Origin of the sequence: Paenarthrobacter sp. YIM B13468 (genome assembly GCF_042788025.1) — a bacterium.
GTDB classification, from domain to species: domain Bacteria; phylum Actinomycetota; class Actinomycetes; order Actinomycetales; family Micrococcaceae; genus Arthrobacter; species Arthrobacter aromaticivorans.
Genome location: NZ_JBHZPI010000006.1, coordinates 24,836 through 51,091 on the forward strand (window position 1 = coordinate 24,836; position 26,256 = coordinate 51,091).

The 26,256-nt window shown below is 61.1% G+C and carries 27 protein-coding genes and 2 tRNA genes; 24 read left to right on the top strand and 5 right to left on the bottom strand.

The window, feature by feature from the left end; translation table 11 throughout:
* The first annotated feature begins 43 nt into the window (after positions 1–43).
* The 8 genes from obgE to ACFX4T_RS07635 all read left to right on the top strand — a co-directional run bounded on the left by obgE (position 44) and on the right by ACFX4T_RS07635 (position 7,012).
* On the top strand, positions 44–1,630 hold the full coding sequence (gene obgE / locus ACFX4T_RS07600; RefSeq protein WP_216925489.1) for a GTPase ObgE: 1,587 nt from the start codon (positions 44–46) through the stop codon (positions 1,628–1,630).
* Entirely contained in the window at positions 1,620–2,798 is a 1,179-nt protein-coding gene (proB, locus tag ACFX4T_RS07605) for a glutamate 5-kinase (protein WP_216925490.1), read from the top strand. Before obgE ends, proB begins: the two co-directional genes overlap by 11 nt.
* Entirely contained in the window at positions 2,795–4,159 is a 1,365-nt protein-coding gene (locus ACFX4T_RS07610) for a glutamate-5-semialdehyde dehydrogenase (RefSeq protein WP_216925491.1), read from the top strand. The genes proB and ACFX4T_RS07610 overlap by 4 nt, the downstream gene beginning before the upstream one ends.
* Before the next feature lie 82 nt (positions 4,160–4,241).
* The gene (locus ACFX4T_RS07615) at positions 4,242–4,481 is read left to right on the top strand and encodes a hypothetical protein (protein WP_216925492.1); all 240 of its coding nucleotides are present in this window, start codon (positions 4,242–4,244) and stop codon (positions 4,479–4,481) included.
* Between the two features lie 4 nt (positions 4,482–4,485).
* Positions 4,486–5,172, top strand: coding sequence for a nicotinate-nucleotide adenylyltransferase (gene nadD / locus ACFX4T_RS07620; RefSeq protein ID WP_223949299.1), 687 nt, complete (start codon positions 4,486–4,488; stop codon positions 5,170–5,172).
* 7 nt (positions 5,173–5,179) lie between these two features.
* Complete coding sequence (locus ACFX4T_RS07625; RefSeq protein WP_377651366.1) at positions 5,180–6,361, top strand: hypothetical protein; 1,182 nt, start codon at positions 5,180–5,182, stop codon at positions 6,359–6,361.
* Positions 6,362–6,418: 57 nt separating this feature from the next.
* Positions 6,419–6,823: a ribosome silencing factor gene (rsfS, locus tag ACFX4T_RS07630; RefSeq protein WP_216925495.1), complete on the top strand. Its 405-nt coding sequence runs from the start codon at positions 6,419–6,421 to the stop codon at positions 6,821–6,823.
* 116 nt (positions 6,824–6,939) lie between these two features.
* A tRNA-Ala gene (locus ACFX4T_RS07635) sits at positions 6,940–7,012 on the top strand.
* Positions 7,013–7,077: 65 nt separating this feature from the next.
* Here ACFX4T_RS07635 and ACFX4T_RS07640 read toward each other — a convergent pair.
* A complete protein-coding gene (locus ACFX4T_RS07640; RefSeq protein WP_377651367.1) occupies positions 7,078–7,668 on the bottom strand; it encodes a ScbR family autoregulator-binding transcription factor in 591 nt (196 codons plus the stop codon).
* A gap of 391 nt (positions 7,669–8,059) precedes the next feature.
* Between ACFX4T_RS07640 and ACFX4T_RS07645 the strand changes: the two genes are divergently transcribed.
* Positions 8,060–8,132, top strand: a tRNA-Ala gene (locus tag ACFX4T_RS07645).
* A gap of 86 nt (positions 8,133–8,218) precedes the next feature.
* Here ACFX4T_RS07645 and ACFX4T_RS07650 read toward each other — a convergent pair.
* Complete coding sequence (locus tag ACFX4T_RS07650) at positions 8,219–8,596, bottom strand: cupin domain-containing protein (RefSeq protein WP_216925497.1); 378 nt, start codon at positions 8,594–8,596, stop codon at positions 8,219–8,221.
* Positions 8,597–8,847: 251 nt separating this feature from the next.
* Between ACFX4T_RS07650 and ACFX4T_RS07655 the strand changes: the two genes are divergently transcribed.
* From ACFX4T_RS07655 to ACFX4T_RS07675, 5 genes are all read left to right on the top strand, one after another.
* Positions 8,848–9,978: a class I SAM-dependent methyltransferase gene (locus tag ACFX4T_RS07655; RefSeq protein WP_377651368.1), complete on the top strand. Its 1,131-nt coding sequence runs from the start codon at positions 8,848–8,850 to the stop codon at positions 9,976–9,978.
* A gap of 209 nt (positions 9,979–10,187) precedes the next feature.
* The gene (locus ACFX4T_RS07660) at positions 10,188–11,387 is read left to right on the top strand and encodes an ROK family transcriptional regulator (protein WP_377651369.1); all 1,200 of its coding nucleotides are present in this window, start codon (positions 10,188–10,190) and stop codon (positions 11,385–11,387) included.
* A 32-nt stretch (positions 11,388–11,419) separates the two neighbouring features.
* Positions 11,420–12,775 carry an extracellular solute-binding protein gene (locus tag ACFX4T_RS07665; RefSeq protein WP_377651370.1) on the top strand — a complete coding sequence of 452 codons (1,356 nt, stop codon included), beginning with the start codon at positions 11,420–11,422 and terminating at the stop codon, positions 12,773–12,775.
* Positions 12,776–12,799: 24 nt separating this feature from the next.
* Positions 12,800–13,669, top strand: a complete 870-nt coding sequence (locus tag ACFX4T_RS07670; protein WP_377651371.1) for a carbohydrate ABC transporter permease — start codon at positions 12,800–12,802, stop codon at positions 13,667–13,669.
* Positions 13,669–14,484, top strand: a complete 816-nt coding sequence (locus tag ACFX4T_RS07675; protein ID WP_216925648.1) for a carbohydrate ABC transporter permease — start codon at positions 13,669–13,671, stop codon at positions 14,482–14,484. Before ACFX4T_RS07670 ends, ACFX4T_RS07675 begins: the two co-directional genes overlap by 1 nt.
* On the opposite strand, the gene ACFX4T_RS07680 is transcribed toward ACFX4T_RS07675, so the two are convergent.
* On the bottom strand, positions 14,481–14,714 hold the full coding sequence (locus ACFX4T_RS07680; protein WP_377651372.1) for a hypothetical protein: 234 nt from the start codon (positions 14,712–14,714) through the stop codon (positions 14,481–14,483). The two genes, ACFX4T_RS07675 and ACFX4T_RS07680, sit on opposite strands and share 4 nt — an antisense overlap.
* Before the next feature lie 76 nt (positions 14,715–14,790).
* Here ACFX4T_RS07680 and ACFX4T_RS07685 point away from each other — a divergent pair, with 76 nt between their 5' ends.
* From ACFX4T_RS07685 to ACFX4T_RS07715, 7 genes are all read left to right on the top strand, one after another.
* On the top strand, positions 14,791–15,798 hold the full coding sequence (locus ACFX4T_RS07685; protein ID WP_216925503.1) for a MoxR family ATPase: 1,008 nt from the start codon (positions 14,791–14,793) through the stop codon (positions 15,796–15,798).
* Positions 15,799–15,808: 10 nt separating this feature from the next.
* A complete protein-coding gene (locus tag ACFX4T_RS07690) occupies positions 15,809–16,735 on the top strand; it encodes a DUF58 domain-containing protein (RefSeq protein ID WP_377651373.1) in 927 nt (308 codons plus the stop codon).
* A complete protein-coding gene (locus tag ACFX4T_RS07695) occupies positions 16,725–17,195 on the top strand; it encodes a hypothetical protein (protein ID WP_377651374.1) in 471 nt (156 codons plus the stop codon). The genes ACFX4T_RS07690 and ACFX4T_RS07695 overlap by 11 nt, the downstream gene beginning before the upstream one ends.
* Complete coding sequence (locus ACFX4T_RS07700) at positions 17,186–18,169, top strand: VWA domain-containing protein (protein ID WP_377651375.1); 984 nt, start codon at positions 17,186–17,188, stop codon at positions 18,167–18,169. Before ACFX4T_RS07695 ends, ACFX4T_RS07700 begins: the two co-directional genes overlap by 10 nt.
* A complete protein-coding gene (locus tag ACFX4T_RS07705; RefSeq protein WP_377651376.1) occupies positions 18,166–19,188 on the top strand; it encodes a VWA domain-containing protein in 1,023 nt (340 codons plus the stop codon). The genes ACFX4T_RS07700 and ACFX4T_RS07705 overlap by 4 nt, the downstream gene beginning before the upstream one ends.
* Entirely contained in the window at positions 19,185–19,895 is a 711-nt protein-coding gene (locus ACFX4T_RS07710) for a hypothetical protein (RefSeq protein WP_377651377.1), read from the top strand. The genes ACFX4T_RS07705 and ACFX4T_RS07710 overlap by 4 nt, the downstream gene beginning before the upstream one ends.
* Before the next feature lie 390 nt (positions 19,896–20,285).
* Entirely contained in the window at positions 20,286–21,251 is a 966-nt protein-coding gene (locus ACFX4T_RS07715; RefSeq protein ID WP_377651378.1) for a methylenetetrahydrofolate reductase, read from the top strand.
* Positions 21,252–21,303: 52 nt separating this feature from the next.
* Here ACFX4T_RS07715 and ACFX4T_RS07720 read toward each other — a convergent pair whose 3' ends face one another.
* Both ACFX4T_RS07720 and ACFX4T_RS07725 read right to left on the bottom strand, forming a co-directional pair.
* Complete coding sequence (locus tag ACFX4T_RS07720) at positions 21,304–21,810, bottom strand: DUF2004 domain-containing protein (RefSeq protein ID WP_216925510.1); 507 nt, start codon at positions 21,808–21,810, stop codon at positions 21,304–21,306.
* Between the two features lie 50 nt (positions 21,811–21,860).
* Entirely contained in the window at positions 21,861–22,826 is a 966-nt protein-coding gene (locus ACFX4T_RS07725) for a LysR family transcriptional regulator (protein ID WP_216925511.1), read from the bottom strand.
* A 493-nt stretch (positions 22,827–23,319) separates the two neighbouring features.
* Between ACFX4T_RS07725 and nrdH the strand changes: the two genes are divergently transcribed.
* The 3 genes from nrdH to nrdE all read left to right on the top strand — a co-directional run bounded on the left by nrdH (position 23,320) and on the right by nrdE (position 26,248).
* Entirely contained in the window at positions 23,320–23,562 is a 243-nt protein-coding gene (gene nrdH / locus ACFX4T_RS07730; RefSeq protein ID WP_011775022.1) for a glutaredoxin-like protein NrdH, read from the top strand.
* A 62-nt stretch (positions 23,563–23,624) separates the two neighbouring features.
* Complete coding sequence (gene nrdI, locus ACFX4T_RS07735) at positions 23,625–24,095, top strand: class Ib ribonucleoside-diphosphate reductase assembly flavoprotein NrdI (protein ID WP_216925512.1); 471 nt, start codon at positions 23,625–23,627, stop codon at positions 24,093–24,095.
* An 11-nt stretch (positions 24,096–24,106) separates the two neighbouring features.
* Entirely contained in the window at positions 24,107–26,248 is a 2,142-nt protein-coding gene (gene nrdE, locus ACFX4T_RS07740; RefSeq protein WP_308169382.1) for a class 1b ribonucleoside-diphosphate reductase subunit alpha, read from the top strand.
* The last annotated feature ends 8 nt before the right edge of the window (positions 26,249–26,256 follow it).

A 26,256-nucleotide genomic window follows, 5' to 3' on the forward strand; every position in this document is an offset into this window, starting at 1 on the left:
CTGGTTTTTGCAACAGCGCTGGCAACAGCAAGAGGAGATTCACGTGGCGAGCTTTGTAGACCGGGTAGTCCTGCACGTATCCGGCGGAACCGGCGGCCACGGCTGTGTCTCTGTCAAGCGGGAAAAGTTCAAGCCACTCGGTGGTCCTGACGGCGGCAACGGTGGCAATGGTGGAGACGTCATCCTTCGGGTTTCCGCGCAGACCACCACCCTGTTGGACTATCACCACGCCCCCCACCGCCACGCCACCAACGGTGGCCCTGGCATGGGCGATTGGCGCGGCGGAAAGAACGGCGAAACCTTGATCCTTCCTGTGCCGGACGGCACCGTGGTGAAGACCAAGGACGGCGAAGTCCTGGCTGACCTCGTTGGCGAGGGCACCGAGTATGTTGCGGCTGCAGGTGGCCAGGGAGGCCTTGGAAATGCCTCGCTTTCGTCCCAGAAGCGCCGTGCGCCCGGCTTTGCGCTGCTGGGCATCGAAGGCGAATCCAGCGACATCGTCCTGGAGCTGAAGTCCATCGCCGATATCGCTTTGGTCGGATTCCCGTCCGCAGGAAAGTCCAGCCTCATTGCAGCGATGTCAGCTGCACGGCCCAAGATTGCCGATTACCCCTTCACCACTCTCATTCCCAACCTTGGCGTTGTCCAGGCCGGCGACATCCGTTTTACTATCGCGGATGTGCCCGGACTGATCGAGGGCGCCAGCGAGGGCAAGGGCCTTGGCCACAACTTCCTGCGCCACGTGGAGCGCTGCGCGGCCCTGGTGCACGTCCTGGACTGCGGAACCCTGGAATCGGACCGTGATCCCCTCTCCGATCTGGCGATCATTGAGGCGGAACTGGAGAAGTACGCCGTTGACATGAGCTATGCCGGCGTCGACGGCGAGGTTGTGCCCTTGAATGAACGTCCCAAGCTTGTTGTCCTGAACAAGGTGGACCTTCCTGACGGCAAGGACATGGCCGAGTTCGTCCGGCCCGACCTCGAAGCACGCGGCTACCGGGTCTTCGAAGTCTCGGCAACCAGCCATGAAGGCCTGCGCCAGCTTGGCTTCGCCATGGCTGAGATCGTCAAGGCCGCACGGGACGCGGTTGAGACTGCGCCTCCCAAGGTTGCCCCGCCCATCCTTCGTCCGCGTGCCGTCAACGAGAGCGGATTCCGGATCCGCCGCGAGGAAAAGAACCTCGAACCGTTGTTCCGCGTCCTTGGGGAGAAGCCTGTCCGCTGGGTCAAGCAGACCGACTTCACCAACGAGGAAGCCATCGGCTACCTGGCTGATCGCCTGGCCAAGCTTGGCGTCGAGACTGAGCTCTTCAAAGTTGGTGCCAAGCCTGGCGATACCGTGGTCATCGGTGAGGACGATGGCGTGGTCTTCGACTGGGAGCCCACCATGATGGCCGGCGCTGAACTGCTGGCAACTCCCCGCGGTACCGACATCCGCGTTGCCGACATCGGCGACCGTCCCACGCGTTCACAGAAGCGCGATGAACAGATTGAGCGCCGCGAAGCCAAGGCTGCTGCCCGCGCCGAACTGGAAGCCGAGCGCAAGGCGGGCATCTGGACTGAGTCCGTCAGCCGCCGTCGTGCCCAGCCTGTAACGGAAGGCAACCTGGATACCGGTGATGACGACTAGGACCGTCGAAGTTCCGAACGAAGAGGTTCTTGAGCGCCAGGCCCTGGCTACTGCCAAGAGGATTGTGGTCAAAGTTGGCTCGTCCTCGCTGACCAGTATCAAAGGTGGCATCTCCGAGAAATCGCTGACGTCGCTGGTTAATGCGTTGGCTGACAAGCGTAACGCCGGCACGGAAATCATCCTGGTTTCTTCGGGTGCGATTGCAGCCGGCCTTGCCCCGCTTGGGCTGGCCAAGCGTCCGAAGGATCTTGCCACCCAGCAAGCCGCGGCAAGCGTGGGGCAGGGCCTGCTGATGGCGCGCTATACGCAGGCTTTCAGCGCGCATGGCGTCACGGTCAGCCAGGTCCTGCTGACGGCTGACGACCTCATGCGCAGGACCCAGCACACCAACGCGTTCCGGGCCTTGGACCGCTTGCTGAATCTTGGCGTCGTTCCGGTCGTTAATGAGAATGACACCGTCGCTACCCACGAGATCCGCTTTGGCGACAACGACCGCCTTGCGGCTTTGGTGGCCCATCTGGTCCGCGCCGACGCTCTCGTGTTGCTCTCCGACGTCGATGCCCTCTATGACGGTCCACCCTCACATGGGGCCAAGCGGATCGCCTTGGTGCGCGGTCCGCAGGACCTCGAAGACGTGACCATTGGCAAGGCGGGCAAAGCAGGTGTGGGCACCGGCGGCATGATGACGAAGGTGGAGGCGGCTTCCATTGCCGCCGGCTCCGGGATTCACGCCTTGGTGACGTCCACGGCGAACGCCGCAGCAGCCCTTGCGGGGGAGGACGTGGGAACCTGGTTCGCCGTGAACGGCAACCGAAAGCCAGTTCGCCTCTTGTGGTTGGCGCACCTGGCAACGGTTCACGGGCGCCTGATGCTCGACGACGGCGCGGTGAAAGCCGTGCGCGACCGGCACAGGTCACTCCTTCCTGCAGGAATATCGAGTGTCTCTGGAGACTTCGAGGCTGGCGACCCCGTGGAAATGGTGGCCTCGGACGGGACTGTTGTGGCTCGTGGCCTGGTGAACTATTCCTCGGAAGAGCTTCCCCGCATGCTTGGCCGCAGCACCCAGGAGCTCGGGCAGGCGATGGGCAGGGGTTACGACCGCGAAGTTGTTCATGTTGACGACCTCGTACTCCTTCAGGCTGTTCGCTCATCTAAACTTGGAACATGACTGAAGCGCTGACCCCTGACGCCCCTGTGATTTCCGACGTTTCCGGTGCCGCCGGCCAGACGCCGGAGAGCCCTGTGGCAGGCGGCGTTCCGTTGTCACCGGAAGACGTCCAAACCGCGGTACACGCCATTGCAGACCGTTCCCGTAAGGCTGCCCGACGCATGGGACAGGCCAACCGAGCCTGGAAGGACCGCGCCCTGCGTGCCATCGGGACCGCCCTTCAGGAGCGCCGGAAGCACGTGCTGGAAGCAAACGCGAAGGACGTCGCCGCAGGCCGTGCCAACGGTACGTCTGCCGCACTGCTGGACAGGCTGACACTGACACCTGCCCGCATTGATGGCCTGGTTGCGGCTTTGGAGAACCTGGCCGGCCTGCCGGATCCCGTGGGCAACGTAGTCCGCGGCCAGACCCTTCCCAACGGCTTGCGCTTGCGCCAAGTCAACGTCCCCATGGGCGTTGTTGCCGCCATTTATGAAGCGCGGCCCAATGTCACGGTGGATATTGCCGGTCTGGCGCTCAAGAGCGGCAACGCCGTCATCCTGCGCGGTGGATCGGCAGCTGCGAACACCAACGAGGCCTTGGTGCAGATTCTTCGGGAAGCTTTGGATTCCGTAGGCCTGCCTGCCGATGCCGTGCAAACCGTGGACCAATACGGCCGCGAGGGCGCCAACGTGCTCATGCGTGCCCGGGGGCGGGTCGACGTTCTGATTCCCCGCGGCGGACGGGATCTTATCCAGACTGTCGTGACCAACTCTGCCGTGCCTGTTATTGAAACGGGTGAAGGCAACGTACATATCTTCATCGACGAATCGGCAAGTGAAGAGATGGCCGTTGACATTCTTTTGAATGCGAAGACCCAGCGTCCCAGCGTCTGCAATACTGTGGAAACCCTCCTGGTCCACTCGGGCTCCACCGTGCTGCCTGCCGTTGCCGCCGCACTTCGCTCTGCCGGAGTCACCCTCCATGTGGATGAGCGTATAGCCGCAGCCCTGGGCAAGGACGTGGAAACCGTCCCCGCCGATGACGACGACTGGGCCACCGAATACATGGACCTGGACCTCGCCGTGGCCATGGTGGACAACCTCGATGATGCCGTCAATCACATCCGCAAGTGGACCACCGGACATACCGAAGCGATCCTGACGAACAACCTCGCCAACGCCGAGAGATTCATCGCTGAAATCGACTCGGCTGCTGTCATAGTCAACGCTTCCACGCGTTTCACTGACGGAGGCGAGCTCGGCCTCGGAGCAGAAGTGGGTATTTCCACCCAAAAACTGCACGCGCGTGGGCCCATGGGCCTTACCGAACTCACCACTACCAAGTGGATCGTGCAAGGCGAAGGCCAGATCCGCAGCTAGCTACGCGGTAACATAGAACAGAAGTCCGGAACGGTGGGGAGTCCCGCCGTCGAAAATCCTTGAGAACCAACTAGGGGAGAAGATGCTGTTTCAGCAGATCGCCACGTCCATTGCAGCCCAAACAGAAGGCGGCCACGAAGCGCCCGCCCCGCTCTGGGCCGAGCCGTGGGTCTTCGGAGTCAGCATGTTTGCTATCCTGCTGGTTTTGATGTTCGTTGCTCTCTCCTACACCAACCTTGGCAACCGTCACGAGGCTGTAGAAGAGCACTCGGACCCGCACCGCCAGCACCCGAACAAGCACACCCACAAGCAGGGCCACTAACATTATCGCCGCAACTCCGCGCGGGGAGTCGGAGCGCAGGCTCCGGCTGGGCGTGATGGGTGGAACTTTTGATCCTATCCATCACGGCCACCTTGTGGCTGCAAGTGAGGTTGCCGCCAAGTTCGATCTCGACGAAGTCGTTTTCGTGCCTACTGGTCAACCTTGGCAGAAGTCCAGCAAGCAGGTCAGCAAACCCGAGCATCGCTATTTGATGACTGTGATTGCCACGGCCTCAAATCCGAGGTTCACGGTGAGCCGGGTTGATGTTGACCGACCCGGCCCCACTTACACCATCGACACCCTGCGCGATCTTAGGGCCCAGCGACCCGACGCTGATCTGTTCTTCATCACTGGCGCTGACGCGTTGGCCCAGATTCTGTCCTGGAAGGACGTTGACGAACTCTGGTCTTTGGCGCACTTCGTTGGTGTGACGCGCCCTGGCCACGAACTGGACGGCATGGGCAGGGAAGACGTCAGCCTCCTGGAAGTTCCAGCCATGGCGATTTCTTCAACGGATTGCCGAACACGGGTAGGTGCCGGGAACCCAGTTTGGTACCTCGTGCCCGATGGCGTGGTGCAGTACATCGCCAAGTATGGCCTGTACGCCGCGCACTCCGGGACCGCGCAGCCAGGGGTAGGGGAGCTGGCCCCCGCACTATCCGGATCAGACGACCAAGCACGTACTGAATGAGTTTTGAATGAGCAGCCAGGAACAGCGACCCATCCGCAGCAGGCGTGAGCTTCGCCGCGCCCGCGAAGAGAACCAGGCACCGCAGGCGGAAGCTACGCCACCCCAGGTAATGGACGCAGCGGAGAATGCTGTAACTGGTCGTAATCGTCGTGCGGCGGACGCACCTGTAGACGCAGTGGGTGCCACCGCGCAGGAGCGGTCCTCCCAGATCCGCGCCCGTGACCGCGCGGCGCTGCGTGCCATCAAAGAGCTCGCAGACAAGGAAGAGCAGCTATCCGGCGGTGGACCACCAACACGTCGCCAGCTTCGCCTGCAGCAACTCCAGGCAGAAGTCGCCACCTCTGCCAACCCCATCGTCCCCATGCCGGGCGGCAAACCAGCCGATAAGCCAGCCGGTAAACCCGTGGACGCCAAGGCTGCGCCTGATGCAGGCGCCAAAGATTCCGACGACGATTCGACAGCCAGCTCCGGTCCTGCTGAGTCTGAAATGTCTGTGGAGCAGGCACTTGCGGTACGCGAACTGATCGCTGCCCAGGTCCAGAATCAAACCTCTAAGCTTGAGCACATTGCGGAGCAGGATCCACTGGCTGTCGATCCTGAAGTCCTTGCCCAGCAGATTGCCCTCGCCGAGCGTGCCGCGGTCCTGAACAAGCGGGCAGCGGCCAAGCAGAAGCTTGCCGAACAGAACCAAGCCGAAGCCAAGGTCCCGGCAGCAGTAGCTGGTGCGGCCGAAGGAAAGAAGTCTTCCGGAGTTTCGGTAGGCCCCTCCACTGCCAACAACCTTGCCATGGTCACGCCCCTGGAGTTCGTCAAGGTTCCCGGCATTGAACGCCCGGTCATGAAGCGCCCCAGCACCACATTTGTGCCTCTCGTGACGTCTTCGGGTCCCACCGCTGGTACCGGCAACGCCCCGGCAAACGGAAGAGGCACACGTGGCCGCTCGGGTGTTCTCGCCCGGGCCGAGGCTGTGGCAAGGAACGCCCGGAAGCGGCCCGTCGCCGTCGATGAACAGCTTGAAGAAACGCAGCGTCCGCCGATTGCTGCCAGCGCGGCTTACGGGCTTGACCCCCTGGACGCCAACACGGCCGGCTTGGCCCGCGCGCAGCGCAACAGGCTGCTGCAGCTCGGCGTCCTGGCGTTGGGTGTTGTCGCGCTCATCGTCGGCATCATCATGATCACCAGCGGCTAATTCCGCTAGAACCCGGCTAACGCCATTTACAGGCCATCGGCCACAACAAGGAGTCCCGTGTCTGCACATGAACAATCCATCACCCTCGCCCGTCACGCCGCGCGTGCCGCGGCCGACAAACTGGCAGAAGACATCGTTGCCCTCGATGTCAGCGAACGCCTCGCCCTGACTGACGTCTTCCTGATTGCCTCTGCGCCCACAGAACGCCAGGTCAACGCAATCGTTGATGGCATCGAGGAAGAACTGATGAAGCAGGACCTTCGCCCGGTTCGTCGGGAAGGCCGTTCCGAAGGCCGCTGGGTGCTCTTGGACTACGCGGACATCGTCATCCACGTCCAGCACGCAGAGGACCGTGTTTTCTACGCCCTGGAGCGCCTTTGGAAGGACTGCCCCGTAGTTGACCTTGAACTGGGGGATGACGCCTCGGCAAAGGCCGCGCCAGCGGGGGAATCAGAGCTCTAAACATAGGCTGGCATCCGAATATGCCCGATTTGGAATTTTCGGAAACGCTGTTCTAAGATATTTGAGTTGCTTCGGCGCGGATGGCTGGAAAGTCGATCGTGAAGCAGCAAGAATATGGGGCTGTGGCGCAGCTGGTAGCGCACCTGCATGGCATGCAGGGGGTCAGGGGTTCGAGTCCCCTCAGCTCCACTCTTGAGGTTCTGCCCTTCTTCGTGATGAAGAAGGGCAGAACCTTTTTTGCGTGCGGCCTCGCCCTAGTTGTCAGCGCCCGCTTCGATGGCCGGACGCATAAATTCCCACATTTCGTCGATGCGGCGAAGTACGTCCGTGCGGGCAGTGAGGACGTTGGAAACCATCTGGACTCCGGTGAAGGAAGCAACCAGGTAGCGGGCAAAGGCGGCAGGATCCAGCGTGGTCCGGACTGCCCCCTCGGCTTGGGCTTGGCGGAGCAGTTCCTCCACGGTGTCAATCCAGTCCTGATAGGGGCCAGAGATATCGGCGTCAAATGCGGATGCTTCGAATGTCAGGCGGATCCCGGCTTGGACAATTGCTTCGTCCAGTAGTTGCCGGCCGAACATCCTGCAGAGGCCAATGATTTTGTCCATGGCCGGAATGCTTGAGCCTACGATGCCTGCACCGGCCGCCAGGACCAGGGCATGTTGCTCCTCGATGACTGCCAAAGCCAGCTCCCGCTTGGACGTGAAGTGGAAGTAAAGTGCTCCCTTGGTGACTCCGGCACGCTTGGTGATGTCGCTCAGGCTTGCGTTGCCGTACCCAACTTCTGCGAAGACATGGGCGGCGCCTTCAATAACGGAAAGGCGGGTGTCTTTCGCACGTTGCTGCATGGGCGGTGGGGGAGCCTCTCGCTTGTTCCGGTGTGGGACGGCCAGCAGAAACGCGCCGCCGGACCCCACAACGCTACCACCGTGCTTAAATTTCAGGGCGTAAAACCGACTGGACGGTTTGGTTTATTCTTCCCGTGATTCTAGACTTCAAGAGGAGTCGCGCAGGCGTGGGCTTGATGTGACTCCCGCGCAGCCGATTGGGGGGAGGTGCGGTGGAGCAATCCAGCGCACCCCGGCTGCGAGGTTACGGGTTTGAGTTGGACAGAAATGCCCACTGATGCCCGTGATGGGGATCACGCTCCCCTGATTTCGCTTCTCAGGGGAATGTGGTTAGTATTGACGAGTTGCTTCGGCGGGAAGGGAAATCTTCCTCCTGAAATCAACGAGATCCGGGGCTGTGGCGCAGCTGGTAGCGCACCTGCATGGCATGCAGGGGGTCAGGGGTTCGAGTCCCCTCAGCTCCACTTCGGATAAAAGACCCCGCTCAAGTGAGCGGGGTCTTTTGCTTTCTGGTCCCTCGGCGGGATTCGTGGGTTAGCTGGACGGATTCCTATTCCGGGCGGACGGCGAACTCGGCTGCACTGAGGAATTCGATGCCTTGGAAGGGCTGATCGCCTACCACCCGGGCATGGTGTCCCGGTGGAATCGAATAGGAGTCGCCGCTGGAAATGCTGATCTGTGCGCCATCATTGGTTTCCACCTCAATGGAGCCGGAGACGCAGAAGCCTACATGGCTGAGTTGGCAGGAGTCGGTTCCGACTACGGGTTTAATGCAGTCGTCCCAGGTCCAGCCGGGTTCAAAGGTAGTCCGGCCGATTGTGTAATCTCCGACAGTGACGACTTCCACCGTCGTCTTGTCCGGGCTGCGCGTTTCGTCGGGAGAGTTGTGTGATTTCACTTGGAGTTGCGTGACAACATTGACACTCATGGTTTGCTCTCAGGGAAGGGAGCCGGTTAAGTGTGGTCCCGGGGCCTGGCTCGTCGGTTGGGCGGGACCGGTGCCTGCTGCCGTCCGGGTATGGGTCCGCCATCCGACGCGACAACAGGTGCTTGGCATGCTGCATCATCCACATTCCTCCGAAGGCAGCACGAAGTCGAGACACTAAAGCGAACGAATTTCTTACGAGGTCTGCATAAGCCGCCCGGGAAATTTGACAAGGGAAAGCGAGAAACAGGATCGTGACCGCAAAGCAGTTGGAGTCACTGTTCGACGCGCTGCGCAGGTTCCCCGATGTCGAGGCCGAGAATCTTCAGGCTTACGACGCCACGGACAAGCTGTTGCTGCAGATGGCGTCGGACCACATCCTGCCCGAAACCGACGCTGTCGTCATTGGCGACCGGTACGGCGCCCTGACGCTGGGCGCTTTGCTGGGGACCGGCGTCGGGCACGTCCGCGTTAACCAGGATCTCTACACCGGCAGGCTTGCGCTGCAGCGCAATGCGGAAGCAGCTGGCCTGCAGGGACGGTTCAGTTCCCACGAATTGGGCGCTGAACTCTTGGAGGGCGCCAATCTGGTGCTCATGCAGTTGCCGAAATCGCTGGCTGAGCTGGAGGAAAACGCCGACGCCGTTGCCCGCTATGCAGCGCCGGATGCGGTCCTGCTCGCAGGGGGTCGCGTCAAGCACATGTCCCTGGGTATGAACAAAGTGCTGGACCGTTATTTCTCTTCTGTCCAACCGCAACTTGCCCGGCAGAAGTCCCGGGTACTGGTAGCCAGCAATCCCAAACCGGTTTCCAGCGAGCCTCCCTACCCTGTTGTGGAGCAGCTGCCGGAATTGGGGATCACGGTTTGTGCTCATGGTGCTGCATTTTCGGGTGCACGCCTTGACATCGGAACCCGTTACCTCCTGACCTTCCTGGACCGGATGCCTGAAGCGCGACGCGTTGTGGATCTGGGGTGTGGGACCGGCATTCTTGCCACGATGTTTGCCCGACACCAGCCGGGGGCGAGCCTGGTGGCAACTGATCAGTCGGCGGCGGCTGTCGCATCAGCTATAGCCACGGCAGCTGCCAACGGACTGGAATCCCGGATTTCCGTGATCCACGACGACGCCCTGTCGACGTTTGAAGCAGGCAGCGCGGATCTCGTCCTGTTGAATCCACCTTTCCATCTTGGAGCAAGCGTGCATGCCGGCGCTGCCCTGAAGATGTTCGAAGCGGCCGCCCGCGTTCTCGCGCCGGGCGGCGAGCTGTGGACCGTGTACAACAGCCACCTTCAATACAGGCCCACCCTTGAGCGGCTCATAGGTCCCACCGTGGAGGAAGGCCGGAACCCGAAGTTCACAGTGACGCGGAGTCGTCGTGGATGAGCCGGTCCGGCGCTTCCATACAGGAATTTAGTCTCATCGTTACCAACCCCTGACACCGTTGCCTGCGTGTGCGCATACCCGTGTGAGCATGGGTATCGTACGATTCAGACAAAGACGAAGTACGATGATGTTTTTTCGAAAATTACTTAGGGGAATCAGTGACTGAGATCCGGCAGCCCACACCGAGGCGCGGAACGAATCTACCCCGCATGGGTGACTTTAATCTGACGGTCATTCTGGAGGCGATCCGGAGGTCCTCGGGTGGGCTCAGCCGTGTTGAACTGGCGCAGATTGTTGGCCTGTCCCCCCAGACGATCTCCAATATTTCCCGTCGCCTGCTTGACCAGCACTTGATCGTGGAGGCTGGCAAAGAGGGTACTGGCCCAGGAAAGCCGCGGACCATCCTGCGGCTGAACCCATCGGGCATGTATGCGGTGGGCGTCCATCTTGACCCGGCAGTCATCACGTTCGTCGTCCTGGACCTCCTTGGCGATGTCGTCAGGCACTCGCGGATGGCTACTCCCGGTGGTGAGCCTGCGGCGGTGATCACGAGCATCGCCCAGCAGATCAAGGTCCTCATTGAGGAATCGGGCGTGGATGCATCCAAGATCGCGGGGCTCGGCGTAGCCGTCCCGGGCCCGATCGACCTCGATGAAGGTTCCGTTGTGGAGCCGCCGCTGTTGACTCGGTGGAATCGCGTGCGTATCCGGGAAGCCCTCACGGAGGCCACCGGGCTGGAGACGCTGGTGGACAAGGACGTAACGAGTGCCGCAGTGGCCGAAACCTGGGCCGGCGGGGCCAGCGGTGCGGGCAGTTTCGTCTTCATGTACATGGGCACGGGTATTGGTTGCGGCATTGTCCTGAACGATGAAGTGGTCCGTGGAACGTCCGGTAACGCGGGCGAAATCGGCCATATCATCGTTGATCCGACGGGGCCCCAGTGTGACTGCGGGCTCCGTGGTTGTGTGAAATCCTCGTGTATCCCTCAGGTCCTGGTTGCTGAGGCGGAGGCGGCCGGTGTGCTTGACAGCCATGGCGAGGATGCAGATGGGCCGCAGGTCCAGGAACGTTACGCCTTGTTGTGCGACAAAGCCGACGCCGGCGACGAAAAAGCCATTGCCATCCTTGACAAGTCAGCCACCCTCGTGGCCCGTGCTGTCTCGGTGGTGACCAACACCCTGGACGTGGAACGCGTTGTTTTCGGCGGTCCTTTCTGGGGGCGGATGTCAAAGTACTTCCTGGATCGTGTTCCGGCCCTGATAGCTGAAAACAGTGCGGCACGCATGATCCACGGTATTGAAGTTGTGGGTTCCGGAGTGGGTGAGGACGTGGGCGCCATTGGTGCGGCATGCCTCGTGCTGGAGCACACGCTGGCACCACGTGCCCAACGGCTCCTGCTGGAGGGCTAATTACTCAGCCACGTTGACTCGATTGGAGCAAAATGCGCCGCCCAATGAGGTTTGCCACCGTCCTTCCCGTCGTAGCTGCTCTTCTCGCTGCAACCGCTTGTTCCTCGACGCCGCCTGCTGCCGAGAACAAGACCTTGAAGATCGTCTACCAGAAATCCGATTCGTTCACGGCCCTGGATACCGTCATGCAGGACGCCAAAAAGGAATTCGAGGCGGCCAACTCTTCGGTGACGGTTAACCTCGAACCGATCCAAGCCAACGACGACGACTACGGAACCAAGCTCGCCCTGGCCCAGCGTTCCCCGGACACCGCGCCGGATGTCTTCTATGAGGACACGTTCAAGGTGCGTTCCGACGTCGACGCCGGTTACCTCCTGAAGCTGGACAGCTATCTTGAAAAGTGGGACGACTGGTCCAGGTTCAACGAAGCCGCCAAAGCAGCAGGACGGGCCGACGACGGAGGTATTTACGCGGTGCCTCTCGGCACTGACACTCGTGCCATCTGGTACAACAAGGCAGTGCTGCAGAAGGCCGGAATTGCTGTTCCGTGGCAGCCCAAAACGTGGGAAGACATCCTGTCCACGGCACGTGCCATCAAAGCCTCGGACCCAAGCGTGATTCCCTTCAATATGTACGCCGGCAAGGGTACCGGCGAGGGCACCGTCATGCAGAGCTTCTACGAACTCCTCTACGGGACTGACAGCACGCTGTACGACGAAAAGGAAAAGAAGTGGGTGGTGGGCTCCCAGGGCTTTACTGACTCGCTGGCTTTCCTGAAGACCCTTTACGACGAAAAGCTTGCAGTGAGCCCGGCTGAAGCCCTCGACGCCAATGTCTGGAAGAAAGTCTTTGGCGAGTGGTTCCCGCAGGGCAAACTCGCGGCAACCGTGGAAGGCTCGTATACGCCGTCGTTCTGGCAAAAAGGCGGGGCCTATGAGTGGGCAGGCTACGAGCAGGAAATGGGTGTGGCCATGTTCCCCACGCGGAACGGACAGGAGCCCGGCGGCGTCAGCATGTCCGGTGGGTGGACCCTTGCAGTTGGTGCCAAGAGCAAGAACGCTGAGCTTGCGTTCAAGTTCCTCACCACCGCGCTGAACAAGAAGAATGCCCTGGCCTTTGACGTTAACAACTCCCAGATAGCGGTTCGGACGGATGTTGCATCGGAATCGAGCTACCTTTCGGCGAATCCGTTCGTGAAGGACGTCTCGGAGTTGGTGAAGGTGACGCATTACCGCCCGGCTACCGCAGATTACCCAAGGATCTCGACGGCGGTCCAGGTAGCCACCGAGTCTGTCATCACTGGAAAGCAAAGCCCTGAAGATGCCGCAGCGGAGTATGACGCCACGGTGCGCAAGCTCGTTGGTGATGGCAAGGTGCTGGAGAGATGACATCAAAGAAATGACAGCAGGGAAATGACGATTCGCCGCTACCTGCGGCTGCTGGGGGTTGTTCCTTCCGTTCTCCTGCTGCTGGTGTTCCTGCTTGCCCCGGTGGCTTGGTCCTTCTATGCGTCCTTCACCAACGCCGCTCTTTCAGGCCGGGCGGCCCGGGATCCACAGTGGGTGGGGCTGGAGAACTACGTCCGGATGTTCAGCGATGACTCGTTTCCACTGGCGGCATGGCTGACTGTTGTTTTCGTCGCGGCCTCGGCCGTGCTCGGCCAGAATGTGCTCGGTCTACTCATCGCGCTGCTCATGAGGCGCTCACGTAAGGCAGTTTCCTCGTGGGTAGGAACGGCGGTGGTAGCAGCTTGGATACTCCCGGAAATCGTGGCCGCCTTCGCGGCCTATGCCTACTTCAACCGTGACGGCACACTGAATCAAATGCTGGCCCTCTTTGGCGGGAAGGGGCCGGACTGGCTGTACACGTTCCCGCTTGTCGCGATTATCCTGGCGAACACGTGGCGGGGAACGGCGTTCTCCATGCTTGTGTACAGGGCCGCCCTAGCGGACGTGCCACAGGATGTCTCGGAAGCTGCCTTGATGGATGGTGCGCAAGGCTGGCAGCGCCTGGCATTTATCACGTTGCCACTGATCAGGAGCAGCATCGCCACCAACCTGATGCTGATTACCCTGCAGACGTTGGCCGTGTTCACGCTTATTTGGGTGATGACAGCCGGTGGCCCAGCCAATGCCAGTACCACCCTGCCGGTGTTGGCCTACCAAGAGGCCTTCAAATTTGGGGATATCGGCTATGGCACGGCTGTTGCTTCGGTATTGATTGTGTTGGGAGTGGTCTTCGGCGCTGTCTATGTCCGCCTGCTCAGGGAGCAGAAGCCGTGATGTCCAGGCCGCGGATTGCGGCAGACATCGCTTTGGCCGTGATCGGTTTCTGCTTTGTGGCGCCATTGCTGTGGTTGCTGCTGGCCGCCGTCGATCCTCACGCCGGGTACCAGACAGCGGTGCCGTCGGCGCCTTCGATGGATAATTTTGGCGCGGTGTTCACTCCGGAATTGTTGTTCCAGCCCTTGACGAACAGTTTCCTTCTCTCGGCCGGAACAGCGGCGGTCAATTTGGTGGCAGCAGTCCTTGCTGCGTATCCGCTGTCCCGCTACCAGTCCAGGTTCAACAAGCCGTTCATGTACTCGGTGCTTTTCGGGACGTCGTTGCCAGTGACCGCCATTATGGTGCCCGTCTACGGGTTGTTCGTCCAGCTCCAGTTGCTCGATTCCATGATGGCCACCATATTCTTCATGGCTACAACCACGCTGCCCATGGCCATCTGGATGATGAAGAACTTCATGGACTCCGTTCCCCTGGAACTGGAGGAAGCGGCATGGATGGATGGCGCCTCAAGCATGGCGGCCTTGCGCACCATCGTGCTGCCGCTTATGAGGCAGGGCCTGGGCGTTGTATTCATCTTTGTTTTCATCCAGGCCTGGGGAAACTTCTTCGTCCCCTTCATCCTGTTGCTCTCCACAGCCAAGCAACCAGCTGCGGTGTCCATCTTCAGCTTCTTTGGCCAGCATGGCGCCATAGCTTATGGGCAGCTGGCGGCGTTTTCCATCCTGTACTCAGTGCCGGTGCTGCTGCTGTACGTGCTGGTATCCCGGAGCGTGGGTAGCTCCTTCGCGTTGTCCGGCTCGGTAAAGGGCTAGTCGATGTCCTCGACTATTTCGCCGTAGGGTATCGACTCGTCCAGATGAGCCTGGTGTCCGGTGGGGCCTGCGTTGTACACAATCCGGACTCCGTGCCTTTGGTCTGCGGCGGACTGCAGCAGAACTGGACGGACGGCGTCGATGACGCGCTGGCTTTGGCCGGTGAGGTACTGCTCATAGCGGGCTGGTAGCTGAGGCATGGCAAAAGGATAGACCTCAGAAGCGCCCATGGGGAGAGCTCCCCATTGCGGGCTTGTTCAGGGGAGGCTTGGATAGAGTGGATTCACGCCAGCGAGGGGACCACGAGTGCTTCAGAACACAGCCACGACCGGAATCGATGCACCGGACCTGGCCCGTGCCCAGCAGCTCGTCGGCAGCATTATCCGCAGCTTTGAGACCAAGGTGGTAGGCCAGTCGAGGCTGCAGGAGACGCTGATGATCGGCCTCCTGACCGGCGGACATGTACTTTTGGAGAGCGTTCCGGGTCTGGCCAAGACCACAGCAGCGCAAGCTCTCGCGGAGTCGGTAAGTGCGGATTTTCGCCGGATCCAGTGCACTCCGGACCTGTTGCCAAGCGACATCGCCGGCACCCAGATATTTGATGCAGCCAAAGGCACATTCGTCACCCAACTGGGACCCGTTCATGCGAACATTGTGCTCCTTGATGAGATCAACCGTTCCAGCGCCAAAACGCAGAGCGCCATGCTGGAGGCGATGCAGGAACGGCAGACGTCAATCGGTGGCGAGTCATATCCGCTGCCCGAGCCTTTCCTGGTGCTGGCAACGCAAAACCCGATTGAGCAGGAGGGAACCTACCGCCTTCCGGAAGCACAGATGGATCGCTTCATGCTCAAGGACGTCCTGGACTATCCGAGCCCGGCGGAGGAAGCCGAAGTCATCAGGCGGATAGATGCCGGGGTGTACAGCGCAGCGCAGAAGCCCCCGGCAGCCGCTTCCCTGGACGCCATCGTCCAGGTGCAGGAACTCGTCAAGAGGGTTTACGTTGATCCTGCCATCATCAGGTACATCGTTGGCCTGGCCTATGTGACGCGCAACGCCTCACAATATCTGGAGCCTCGTTTGGCCAACCTCATTGAGTTCGGTGCAAGTCCGCGGGCCAGCATTGCCTTCAGCCAGGCTGCGAGGGCATTGGCACTCCTAAGCGGGCGGGACCATGTCATCCCGGAAGACGTCAAGAAACTGGCCCACAGGATCCTGCGCCACAGAATCGTGCTCGGGTTCGATGCCGTGGTTGAAGGGATCCCCGTGGAAACCATCATTGATGCGGTGCTCGCGTCCGTGCAGACGCCGTAACGGTCACCGGATGCCCAGCCTCCTCCGACGCGTGAAGTCGAAGATGTTCATCTTCGCCCATCGCAGGACCCTCACCCTGTTGGATGGCGAATACGGTTCTGTCTTCAAGGGCCGCAGCCTGGACTTTGACGAATTGCGCTCGTACGTACCTGGCGACGAAGTCAGGGACATTGATTGGAAAGCCACTGCCCGCCACGGATCACCGCTGGTCAAACGCTATGTGGCCGTCCGCCGTCACTCGGTGCTGCTGCTCGTGGACACAGGACGGAACATGGCAGCCCACGCCGCCTCGGGTGAATCCAAAAAAGACATTGCCGTTGACGCTACCGGCGTGCTGGGCTATCTCGCCTGCAGGCACGGGGACGACGTCGGACTCCTGCACGGCTCGGCCTTCACCTCCCGCTACCTCCCGCCTCAAAGCGGGGAAGAGCACCTGGAGCGGCTGCTCCGGGAAGTGGAGGCCGGCATTTCCCTGGATGGGCCGGCGAGCGCCATCACAGCGCAACTCGACTACGCGCTGAGGTTCTTGAAGGGCCGACTGCTCATTGCCGTTCTCGCCGATGAGTTTAGGCCCGACGCCCACACTGAAATGCTGCTTCGGCGCCTGAGGGCCCGGCACGAAGTCCTCTGGCTCACTATCCTCGACGCCCGCATGGCCAGGGAACCGGGGAACCCGGCGCCTACGCAGGAGGCCAGCTTCGACGTCGGGAACGGCCAGCGGATCCCTGCGCCGGTGACGGGGAACAGCGCTGTTCGTGCCGCATACGCCAGCGCAAGGCGAAAACGTGAGGAGGAGCGCAGCGTCTTCTTCCGCAGGCTCGGAATTGCTGAGCAGCCGGTTGGCGCCACGGGCGACGTCCTCACGGCGGTGTTCGCGCTCCTGGAGAAGCACCGCTCGGGCGCGAAGTCCCCCAAGGGTAGCAACCGTGCAGGATAACGCGGGCTTCTACGCGCCCCTTCAATATCAGCAGCTTTGGCTATGGCTGGGCTTGGTGCTGCTGCTGCTCGTAGCATGCTGGTACGGATGGATCCTGTGGCCTGTTCGCAAAGCAGCACCAAAGACACCGGCAGGCGCGCACGGGACGTCATACGATCTGGAAACGCTGCGGGCCAGCTGCCTGTCAGCAATAGATACCCTCGAAAGAGAGGCCGACGCCGGCCGCCTCCCCGGGCGCGACGCCCACCAGCGACTCAGCCTCCTCGTACGGGAATTTGCGAGTGCAGCCACAGGCCTTCCGGCCACTTCCATGACACTGGAGGAATTGCGCCGCAACGGACTGGATCAGTTCGCCGTGGGTATCGCCTTGATCTACCCCAACGAATTTGCGCCCGTAGCCATGCAATCCGTTCGGGACTCCGCAAAGACTGCACGCCAGGTGGTGCAGGCGTGGAACTGACTTTCTGGTGGATTCTTCCCCTTGCTGCCCTGGCACTGGTGATTGCCGCCCGACTGTTGATCCGGCGTCGGTCGCAGACGGGCAGGCCAGTGGCACACGGCGAGCGCCTCACCGACCTTCCCGAGTACCAAAACGTGCTGCGGCGGTACAAGGCCACGTTGGTCCTCGCCGTGGCCTTGGGTGCATTGTTTCTGGCGGCCACAGCCACAGCCGCTGCAAGACCTGCCCAGCGCACCACAGAGCAGCCCGAAATCCGGAACCGGGACATCATCCTCTGCCTGGATGTTTCAGGATCCATGACCAGTACGGACGCCGCCATCGCCAAAGTGTTCCAGAAACTTGCCCGGCAATTCGATGGCGAGCGCATCGGCATGGTGATCTTCGATAGCAGCAGCGTCCAACTGTTCCCGCTGACAGACGACTACGACTATGCGGCCGAACAGCTCACCGCAGCCCAGAAGGCCCTGGACAGCGGGGCAGGATCCTTCTTCGACGGGACATGGAACGGGAGAGGATCCTCCCTGATCGGCGACGGCCTGGCATCCTGTGTGCAAGGCTTCCCGGATGTTGACTCGGAGGCCGGCAACGCCAAGCGCTCGCGGTCTGTTGTGTTGGCGACTGACAACTTCCTCTCAGGGGACCCCATCTTCACCCTTCAGCAGGCCGGGGAGCTGGCCCGCAGCAAGAACGTCAAGGTGTATGCACTGAACCCCGGCGACTTTGACTACGGAGATCAAGCTGATCAGCCTGGTGGCCAACTCAAGGCGGTTGCCGAAGGAACCGGGGGCAGCTACTTCGCTCTGGACAGTCCTGATGCGGTGCCAGGGATAGTCCAGAAAGTGCAGGAGACCGAGGCCAGCAGCTACCTGGCCGCGCCCCAGGTTGTAGTCAGCGATAGCCCGGCGCTGCCGCTTGGGGTCGCGCTGCTGGCGGGTGCCGGAATGGTGATCCTGGGATGGAGGCTGAACCCGTGACACTTCTGCCAATTGTTCCGTGGGCGTTCCTCGCTGCCATGGGCGTCGGGATCATAGCCCTCACCCTGTGGGCCATCGTTCGCGGGCCGGTCTCCGGCAGCACCGGACCAAAAGGGTCGGTGCGGCCAGCCGCCGTCCGGGGCGCCGCCGTCGTGCTTCTGGTCCTTGCCGCGCTGCGACCAGGGTGGCCCGGCAGCGAGGCAAGGACAGCCGTCGCGGACGTGGATGTCTTCTTCGTTGTCGATACCAGCACCAGCATGGCCGCAGAAGACTACAACGGCACAGGCACCCGTTTGTCAGGGGCGACGAGCGACGTGATGGCCATCGCCAAGGAACTAGCGGGCGCCAGGTTTTCCCTCATCACTTTCGACAACAAGGCGACCGTCCGCATGCCGTTGAGCCAGGATGCCACCGCGCTGCAAACCGCTATGACAACACTGCAGCCGCAAAACCCGCGGTACGCCAACGGCAGCAGCGTTACGGGTGCGGGAGCGTTGCTCAAAGACAGGCTCGCGGCCGCCCGGGAGCAGCACCCAGGACGTCCAGCATTGGTGTTCTACGCCGGGGACGGCGAGAACACGGCCGCCGAGGCACCAGTGCCGCTGCCGGTGGATGCGAACAGCGTCAGCGGGGGAGCGGTGCTCGGTTACGGCACCGGGCAGGGCGGCCGGATGAAGGACACCTCGGACACCGAAGTCCGGTATCTGCAGGACAAGGGCTCGGGCGAGGATGCAGTGTCCAGGATCGACGAAGGGCAACTGCAAAATATCGCAAGCCAACTCCAAGTCCCATACGTCCACCGGGCCGGGAGCCAACCCACGGCTGACATGCTTGCCAAAGCCCAGCCCGGAGCCCTCACGCCTACCAACGACGACGGACCCGGCCGCGTGGAACTCTACTGGCTCCTGGCGCTCGCCGGATTCCTGCTGGCCCTTCACGAACCCGTGCGGCATTTCATCGCGCTACGGGAAGTGCGGGGTCAAAGACTGCCCCCGAAAGCCAAGGAGCCACTGGCATGAACAATGTTCGACGCCGGAGACGCCGCCTCGCGCTGTGGTCCGCTCCACCGGCTCTGCTTGCGCTCGCCGTGGCAGCGAAACTCCTGAGCGTGGGTCCCTTGGGGGGCTACGCTGCACGTGCCTTCGAAACCTCCGATCAGGATGGCGCAGCCAGGGCCGCTTCGTGGCTGCAGGTTGCAAACTCGTTCGAGTCGCACAAGGCCTACTTTGCATCCGGCGACGCCCATGTTCTGGCAGGCGACTTCACTGCGGCGCGGAAGGACTTCGAGGCGGCGTTGGATGCCGGCGCCGGCCAGGATGAATGCCAGGTGCGGGTCAATCTGGTGTTGAGCGTCGAGAAACTGGGTGATGCTGCCCTGTCGGCAGGCAGTAAGCCGACGGCAGCCACGTTGTTTCGTGAAGCGTTGGACGTCATCGAGTCCTCACCTGCCCAGTGTGCGCAGGAAGGTCCCGGAAATTCGTCCGGAGAGGGGAAGGCCCTGGATTCAGCTGCTGATCGGCTTAAAGCCAAGATGGCTTCGGGCTCCGACGGAAGGGCCGATGCGGAGAAGCCAGCCAAGGATACGCCGCCTGACCAACAGCAGGAGCAACTCCAGAAGCTGGGAAAGAACGCGCAAGAGGCCCAACGGGAGCGGGCAGAAGGGCAGGAACGCGAGGCGTATCTACGCGGCCCCGGGAATGAGTCCGGCGTAGACAAGCCCTGGTGAAGCCTTCACCTGCAGGAGGATTTCTACTGCAGATCGCCTTTCGGCGAACAAAGTTCACAGATCCTTCTTCGCGGATCGTAAAACCGCGTCTTAATTCGGTAGTCGAGTTGAACCGCCCGATACCCACGACCTACAGTCGTAAACAAGTTACCGCGGTAACGTGTCAGCGATCCTCCGTTGGATCCGCCCCGCAAGGGCGGTGAGGAGGGTGTGGGTGCCCCCATGTGGGCCTGACATTTGCACACGGAAAGCTTCATTCGAGGCGTACCAGTCGCTGCTGCGTCCTGCTGGAGTTCTTTCGTGTATCCCAAACTCAATTCATCGATCATGCAATCAATGGTTTCCTTGGATCCATTGGGTGACGTTCGATGACGAACAGCCAGGACGCAAATGTCGCCACCAAGCCTTGACCTACATTCCAACCCCGCCGGAGCGGCGCCCGTAGCACTTTCCTACGAGCTGTTTCCCCCTCGCTCCCCGGCGGCCGCAGAAACCCTGTGGACCACGATCCGTGAACTCGAAGCCACCGAGCCGGACTACGTCTCCGTGACGTACGGCGCCAGTGGATCCAACCGGGATACCGCCGTTGACCTCATCAACCGCCTCCTGCTCGAAACCACGCTTCGGCCTTTGGCCCACTTGACGTGTGTAGGCAACACACCGGCGGAACTGGCGGAGATCATTGGCGAGCTCCTGGACCACGGCGTCCGTGGCATCCTGGCACTGCGCGGGGATCTGCCCAAGGAAGGAAGCCGGCCTGCCAGCGGCTCACTCAGGTATGCCCAGGATCTGATCGAACTGATCCGCCGCGTGGAGCAGCGTCGTTCAGCACTTCTTTGCGCCGGCAAGATCGCTGTCGGAGTGGCCGCGTACCCCACCAGGCATCCTGAATCGCCGAGTGTGGGACACGACGTCGAAGTTCTCCTGGCCAAGCAGCGTTCCGGTGCAGACTTCGCGATCACGCAGGTCTTCTTCCACGCGAACGAATACTCTGACCTGGTTACCCGTGCACGTCGGGCCGGGGTCACCATTCCGATCATCCCCGGTGTCATGCCGCTCACCAGCCTCCGGCGGCTGAAGCGGCTCGGTGAGCTAGCCGGCGTCGATCCTTCCGTGGAACTCGTGGAGCGCCTCGCTGCCGTGGACACTGAAGCCGAGTGTCGGCGGATCGGCGTCGCGGCCACCGTGGATCTTGCCAATGCAGCATTGGATGCCGGCGCACCGGGCATTCACTTGTACACGTTCAATGAGCACGCTGACGCCCTGGACGTGCTGGACAAGCTTGCGCTGCCGCGGCCATCCCGGCCGGCTGGCCGCGTAAACACCATGGCCCCCCGCCAGGAATACGCAAGCTAAAAACACCTGGCCGCTTCTCCCGGCCGCCGTCGTGCGATTAAGGACGTGTCCTTCACGACTCCCAAAGGATTTCGTCGTCCACCACGCCGTCTTCATCGGCGGCTACTACCAGCAGCTCATCCGTGAAGTGCGAGCCGAGGGTGAAGTCCAGGACGAAGTAGCGCTCGGGCTGGCCAGGGTAGATGGCCACATGACCCAGTTTGAGGGCTTTGAGGAAGACGTCGTTGGTGAGCTGGGACTTGTCCCTGACCCCGAAAACCGATTCGAGCTGCTCTTCCTTGAGCTGGGAACTATGGAAATGCAGGAACTGCTGCGGGTTGGTGCCGTCCTGGTCAAGCTCATCGGCGATCATCTCCCGGACCTGGTCAACCAGCTCCGGCAGGAAGCGCAAACGATAGTCCACCTTGTGCATGGCAGCCTCGTCGAAGTGGTCCTGCGCCGTGACGTTGAGGTCCAGCTCAAGCTGATTGCCGCCGAGTTCGTGTTTGGTCACGAAGCAATGTTCACGCCCGTGATTGAGCTCGATCTCCCCAAAATGTGTGCTCGCTACCTTGCCCATGTGATCAATCTAACCCCAACATGGGGCCGGTTCCAGCAATTGGGAAGAATTCACCTCCGACGCTGCGGACCCTTGACAGGCGCTGATTTCAGGGGGTGCAAACCGCTCTTTTCGGAGGTGCCACGGAGGGTGTCGGCCAGGAGTTGCGTAAACAGTTGCACTTGCGCTGTGCGCTTTTCGTTGATGAGCAGCGCGAACACGTTTCGTGCCAGCCGGATGTCCGGGACGTCAAGGACCACGACGCCGGGTGGCCTGTTGCGCAACGCCAGTTCCGGTACCAGCGAAGCACCCAGGCCAGCCGCGGTCATCTCCAGGCTGGCGTGGAAATCGTCACTGTAAGCCACGACGCGGGGATGCAGGTTGCAGCTGGCAAACAACCGTTCGATCACCAGGGCGTCGCTGGTGCCCGGGTGGTGGATGATCCACGGCATGTCCGAGAGGTGTGCGGCCTCAATCTCGGCATCCTCGCGGATTTTCCATGAAGCGGGCAGCACCACGCGAAAGTCGTCGTCGCCGATCCATTGCCGCTCCAGGGAATGTGGCCACGCCAATCCGGACTGTCCCACCTGGTACACGAGGGCGACGTCCAATTCTCCGCCACTGCGCAGTCCCTGGATGGTCTGCGCCGGCTCAGCGACTGATACCCGCAGCTCTATGCCCAGTCCGTTCCACCGCTCATTCCTGAGGATGTCCGGCAGCACATACGTGGCAAGGCTCGGGAAGATGCCGAGCCGCAATTCCTGGGCTGGCGCATCGTTGGTCCTTGATGCTGCCGCCATCAGTGCTTCGACGTCGGTCAGTACCTTGGACGCGTGCCGCGTCATGGTGACAGCCGCTTCGGTGGGAACGACGCTCCTCGCGGAACGCTGGAACAGTTCGACGCCGGTATCCCGTTCGAGCGCGGCCATCTGTTGGGAAACGGCGGAGGCTGTATAGCCAAGCTGCGCGGCCGCTGCAGCGAAGGAACCCAGTCGGGTGACCTCCAGCAGGGTCCTGAGATGGAGAAGATTGACCATCAGCTGTCCTTTTGCTCGATTCTTCGCGCCAACACAGGGGAGTGGTCTCCTGTGAAGCACCACGGCAACCGTACTCTGCCTTGGACCACCAGCAAATCTGGGTGTTGGCTTTGTGTACGCCACGCCACATTTTCAAAGTGTCACGACACGCCGGAACCCGGCGACACGCTGGAGATTAAATGTGGCTAAGTAGTCCACAGGGTGTGGATTTCATCTCCCACTTTGGCGGAATCACGGACATTTTGAGGCACCTGCCCTGTGGACGAGCGGTGGATTGAATGACATACTTGTAATACATCATCTTGGGGTCCCGGCGAGGCGCTTGCACTACATGTAGTATCGGTTTACGGATTGAGCGGGAAACCAGCACAAGACTAAATAAGCGTGTTGGCTGCCACAGCAGCCTGCGGGCCGGTATCGGATTCAGTATTCAGTTCCGGTTGAGCCCGCCAGATACGAAGAGCGACAGACTTCAACTAAGGGGACAGGGATCATGACCGTTACGGTTTACACGAAGCCGGCCTGTGTTCAGTGCAACGCAACCTACCGGGCACTCGACAAGAAGGGCATTGCCTACCAGAGTGTCGACATCTCCCAGGACGCCGAGGCACTCGAACGCCTCAAGGCGCTGGGGTACATGCAGGCTCCTGTCGTCGTGACCGAGCAGGACCACTGGTCTGGATTCCGCCCGGACAAGATCGAGGAACTGGCCCAGGCCGTTTCCTCCGTGGCCTAAGTTTCCTTTCGGACTTCGCCACCATAGCAAGCAAGAATTCCTATGTAGTCGAGGTGACTCCCATGGCACCGCTGGCAACGGCATCCGTGCGCAGTGACACGGACACTGTGACCACGAGGAGTCACCTCATCTACTTTTCCTCGACATCTGAGAACACCAAGCGCTTTGTCCAGAAATTGGGCAGGGATGCGGCGCGCATCCCGCTCTATGCGCACGATGCTCCGCTTCAAGCACTTGAACCCTTCGTCCTCGTCCTGCCGACTTACGGCGGGACGAACGGCGAAGGTTCAGTGCCCAAGCAGGTCATCAGGTTTCTCAACAACCCACGGAACAGGGAACTGATCCGTGGTGTTATCGGTGCAGGAAACACCAACTTCGCGGACAACTATTGCGCAGCGGGAGACATCATCGCCGCCAAGTGCAACGTACCGCATCTCTACAGGTTTGAACTCATGGGGACGCCGGAAGACGTCGATCGGGTCAATCAAGGATTGGAAAAGTTTTGGACACTACTGTCGCAGAAACAGAAGTAACCGGGGGCGCTGTGGAAACGGCCAAGAAGCCACTGCCGGAGGCCTATAAGGGTCTGGGCTATCACGAGCTCAACGCCATGCTTAACCTGTATGGCCCCAACGGCGAGATCCAGTTTGAAGCCGACCGTGAAGCCGCGCACCAGTACTTCCTGCAGCACGTGAACAACAACACCGTGTTCTTCCACGACCTGGAAGAGAAGCTCGACTACCTGGTGAAGAACCAGTACTACGAGCGCGAAACCCTTGACCAGTACACGATGAACTTCATCCGTGAGCTCTTCAACCGTGCATACAAGAAGAAGTTCCGCTTCGAGACCTTCCTTGGCGCCTTCAAGTTCTACACGTCCTACACGCTGAAGACGTTTGACGGCAAGCGCTTCCTTGAGCGCTACGAAGACCGTGTCTGCATGGTTGCCCTGCACCTTGCCCGCGGTAACGAAGAACTTGCCAGCCGCCTTGTTGACGAAATCATCGATGGCCGTTTCCAGCCGGCGACCCCCACTTTCCTGAATGCAGGCAAGGCCCAGCGCGGCGAGCTCGTCTCCTGCTTCCTGCTCCGCATCGAAGACAACATGGAGTCGATTGCACGCGCTATCAACTCCGCACTGCAGCTCTCCAAGCGCGGCGGCGGTGTTGCCCTTTCGCTCACCAACATCCGTGAGCACGGCGCCCCGATCAAGCAGATCGAAAACCAGTCCTCCGGCGTCATCCCCGTGATGAAGCTCCTCGAAGACAGCTTCTCCTACGCCAACCAGCTTGGTGCGCGCCAGGGTGCAGGTGCCGTGTACCTGCACGCACACCACCCGGACATCTACCGCTTCCTGGACACCAAGCGCGAGAACGCCGACGAGAAGATCCGCATCAAGACGCTCTCCCTGGGCGTGGTGATCCCGGACATCACGTTCGAGCTCGCCAAGAAGAACGAGGACATGTACCTCTTCTCCCCGTACGACGTCGAGCGCGTCTATGGCGTCCCCTTCTCCGACATTTCCGTCACGGAGAAGTACTACGAGATGGTTGACGATTCCCGGATCAAGAAGACCAAGATCAGTGCCCGTGAGTTCTTCCAGACCCTCGCGGAGATCCAGTTCGAGTCCGGCTACCCGTACATCATGTTCGAGGACACCGTGAACCGGGCCAACCCGATCGACGGCAAGATCACCATGAGCAACCTGTGCTCGGAGATTCTGCAGGTTTCATCGCCGTCCATTTACGCGGAAGACCTAAGCTACGAGACCGTGGGCAAGGACATTTCCTGCAACCTCGGTTCCATGAACATCGCCAAGACCATGGATTCGCCGGACTTCGGTCTCTCGATCGAGACGTCCATCCGCGCCCTCAGCGCCGTGTCTGACATGTCCTACATCAACTCGGTGCCGTCCATCGCCCAGGGCAACGCCCAGAGCCACGCGATTGGCCTCGGCCAGATGAACCTCCACGGCTACCTTGCCCGCGAGCACGTCCACTACGGTTCCGAAGAGGGCCTGGACTTCACCAACATCTACTTCTACACGGTGCTGTTCCACGCTCTGCGCGCCTCCAACCGTCTCGCCATCGAGACCGGCCAGAAGTTCGGCGGCTTCGAGAAGTCCACGTACGCTTCCGGCGAGTTCTTCGACAAGTACACGGAGCAGGAATGGGTTCCGGCAACGGAGCGTGTCCGCGAGCTCTTCGCGGGCCACCACATTCCCACCCAGGATGACTGGCGCGAGCTGAAGGCCTCAGTCATGGAGCACGGTATCTACAACCAGAACCTGCAGGCCGTGCCGCCCACCGGTTCCATCAGCTACATCAACAACTCCACCTCGTCGATCCACCCGGTGGCTGCCAAGATTGAGATCCGCAAGGAAGGCAAGATTGGCCGCGTCTACTACCCGGCTCCGTACCTGACCAACGACAACCTGGAGTACTACCAGGATGCCTACGAAATCGGCTACGAGAAGATCATCGACACCTATGCAGCTGCCACGCAGCACGTGGACCAGGGCCTGTCCTTGACGCTGTTCTTCAAGGACACCGCCACCACCCGCGACATCAACAAGGCGCAGATCTACGCATGGCGCAAGGGCATCAAGACCCTCTACTACATCCGTCTCCGCCAGCTCGCGCTGGAAGGGACTGAGGTGGAGGGTTGCGTCAGCTGCATGCTCTGATCAACCTG

Bases quoted from the DNA above. Each gene is read 5' to 3' on its own strand.
- ACFX4T_RS07650 (WP_216925497.1), bottom strand. From the start codon at position 8,596: ATGAGTGTCAATGTTGTCACGCAACTCCAAGTGAAATCACACAACTCT.
- ACFX4T_RS07690 (WP_377651373.1), top strand. From the start codon at position 15,809: ATGCCCAGCCTCCTCCGACGCGTGAAGTCGAAGATGTTCATCTTCGCC.
- ACFX4T_RS07670 (WP_377651371.1), top strand. From the start codon at position 12,800: ATGACGATTCGCCGCTACCTGCGGCTGCTGGGGGTTGTTCCTTCCGTT.
- ACFX4T_RS07625 (WP_377651366.1), top strand. From the start codon at position 5,180: ATGAGCAGCCAGGAACAGCGACCCATCCGCAGCAGGCGTGAGCTTCGC.
- ACFX4T_RS07665 (WP_377651370.1), top strand. From the start codon at position 11,420: ATGCGCCGCCCAATGAGGTTTGCCACCGTCCTTCCCGTCGTAGCTGCT.
- ACFX4T_RS07615 (WP_216925492.1), top strand. From the start codon at position 4,242: ATGCTGTTTCAGCAGATCGCCACGTCCATTGCAGCCCAAACAGAAGGC.
- ACFX4T_RS07675 (WP_216925648.1), top strand. From the start codon at position 13,669: ATGTCCAGGCCGCGGATTGCGGCAGACATCGCTTTGGCCGTGATCGGT.
- ACFX4T_RS07725 (WP_216925511.1), bottom strand. From the start codon at position 22,826: ATGGTCAATCTTCTCCATCTCAGGACCCTGCTGGAGGTCACCCGACTG.
- ACFX4T_RS07640 (WP_377651367.1), bottom strand. From the start codon at position 7,668: ATGCAGCAACGTGCGAAAGACACCCGCCTTTCCGTTATTGAAGGCGCC.
- nrdH (WP_011775022.1), top strand. From the start codon at position 23,320: ATGACCGTTACGGTTTACACGAAGCCGGCCTGTGTTCAGTGCAACGCA.
- ACFX4T_RS07610 (WP_216925491.1), top strand. From the start codon at position 2,795: ATGACTGAAGCGCTGACCCCTGACGCCCCTGTGATTTCCGACGTTTCC.
- ACFX4T_RS07710 (WP_377651377.1), top strand. From the start codon at position 19,185: ATGAACAATGTTCGACGCCGGAGACGCCGCCTCGCGCTGTGGTCCGCT.
- nrdI (WP_216925512.1), top strand. From the start codon at position 23,625: ATGGCACCGCTGGCAACGGCATCCGTGCGCAGTGACACGGACACTGTG.
- proB (WP_216925490.1), top strand. From the start codon at position 1,620: ATGACGACTAGGACCGTCGAAGTTCCGAACGAAGAGGTTCTTGAGCGC.
- ACFX4T_RS07680 (WP_377651372.1), bottom strand. From the start codon at position 14,714: ATGGGCGCTTCTGAGGTCTATCCTTTTGCCATGCCTCAGCTACCAGCC.
- ACFX4T_RS07660 (WP_377651369.1), top strand. From the start codon at position 10,188: ATGGGTGACTTTAATCTGACGGTCATTCTGGAGGCGATCCGGAGGTCC.
- ACFX4T_RS07715 (WP_377651378.1), top strand. From the start codon at position 20,286: ATGTCGCCACCAAGCCTTGACCTACATTCCAACCCCGCCGGAGCGGCG.
- ACFX4T_RS07720 (WP_216925510.1), bottom strand. From the start codon at position 21,810: ATGGGCAAGGTAGCGAGCACACATTTTGGGGAGATCGAGCTCAATCAC.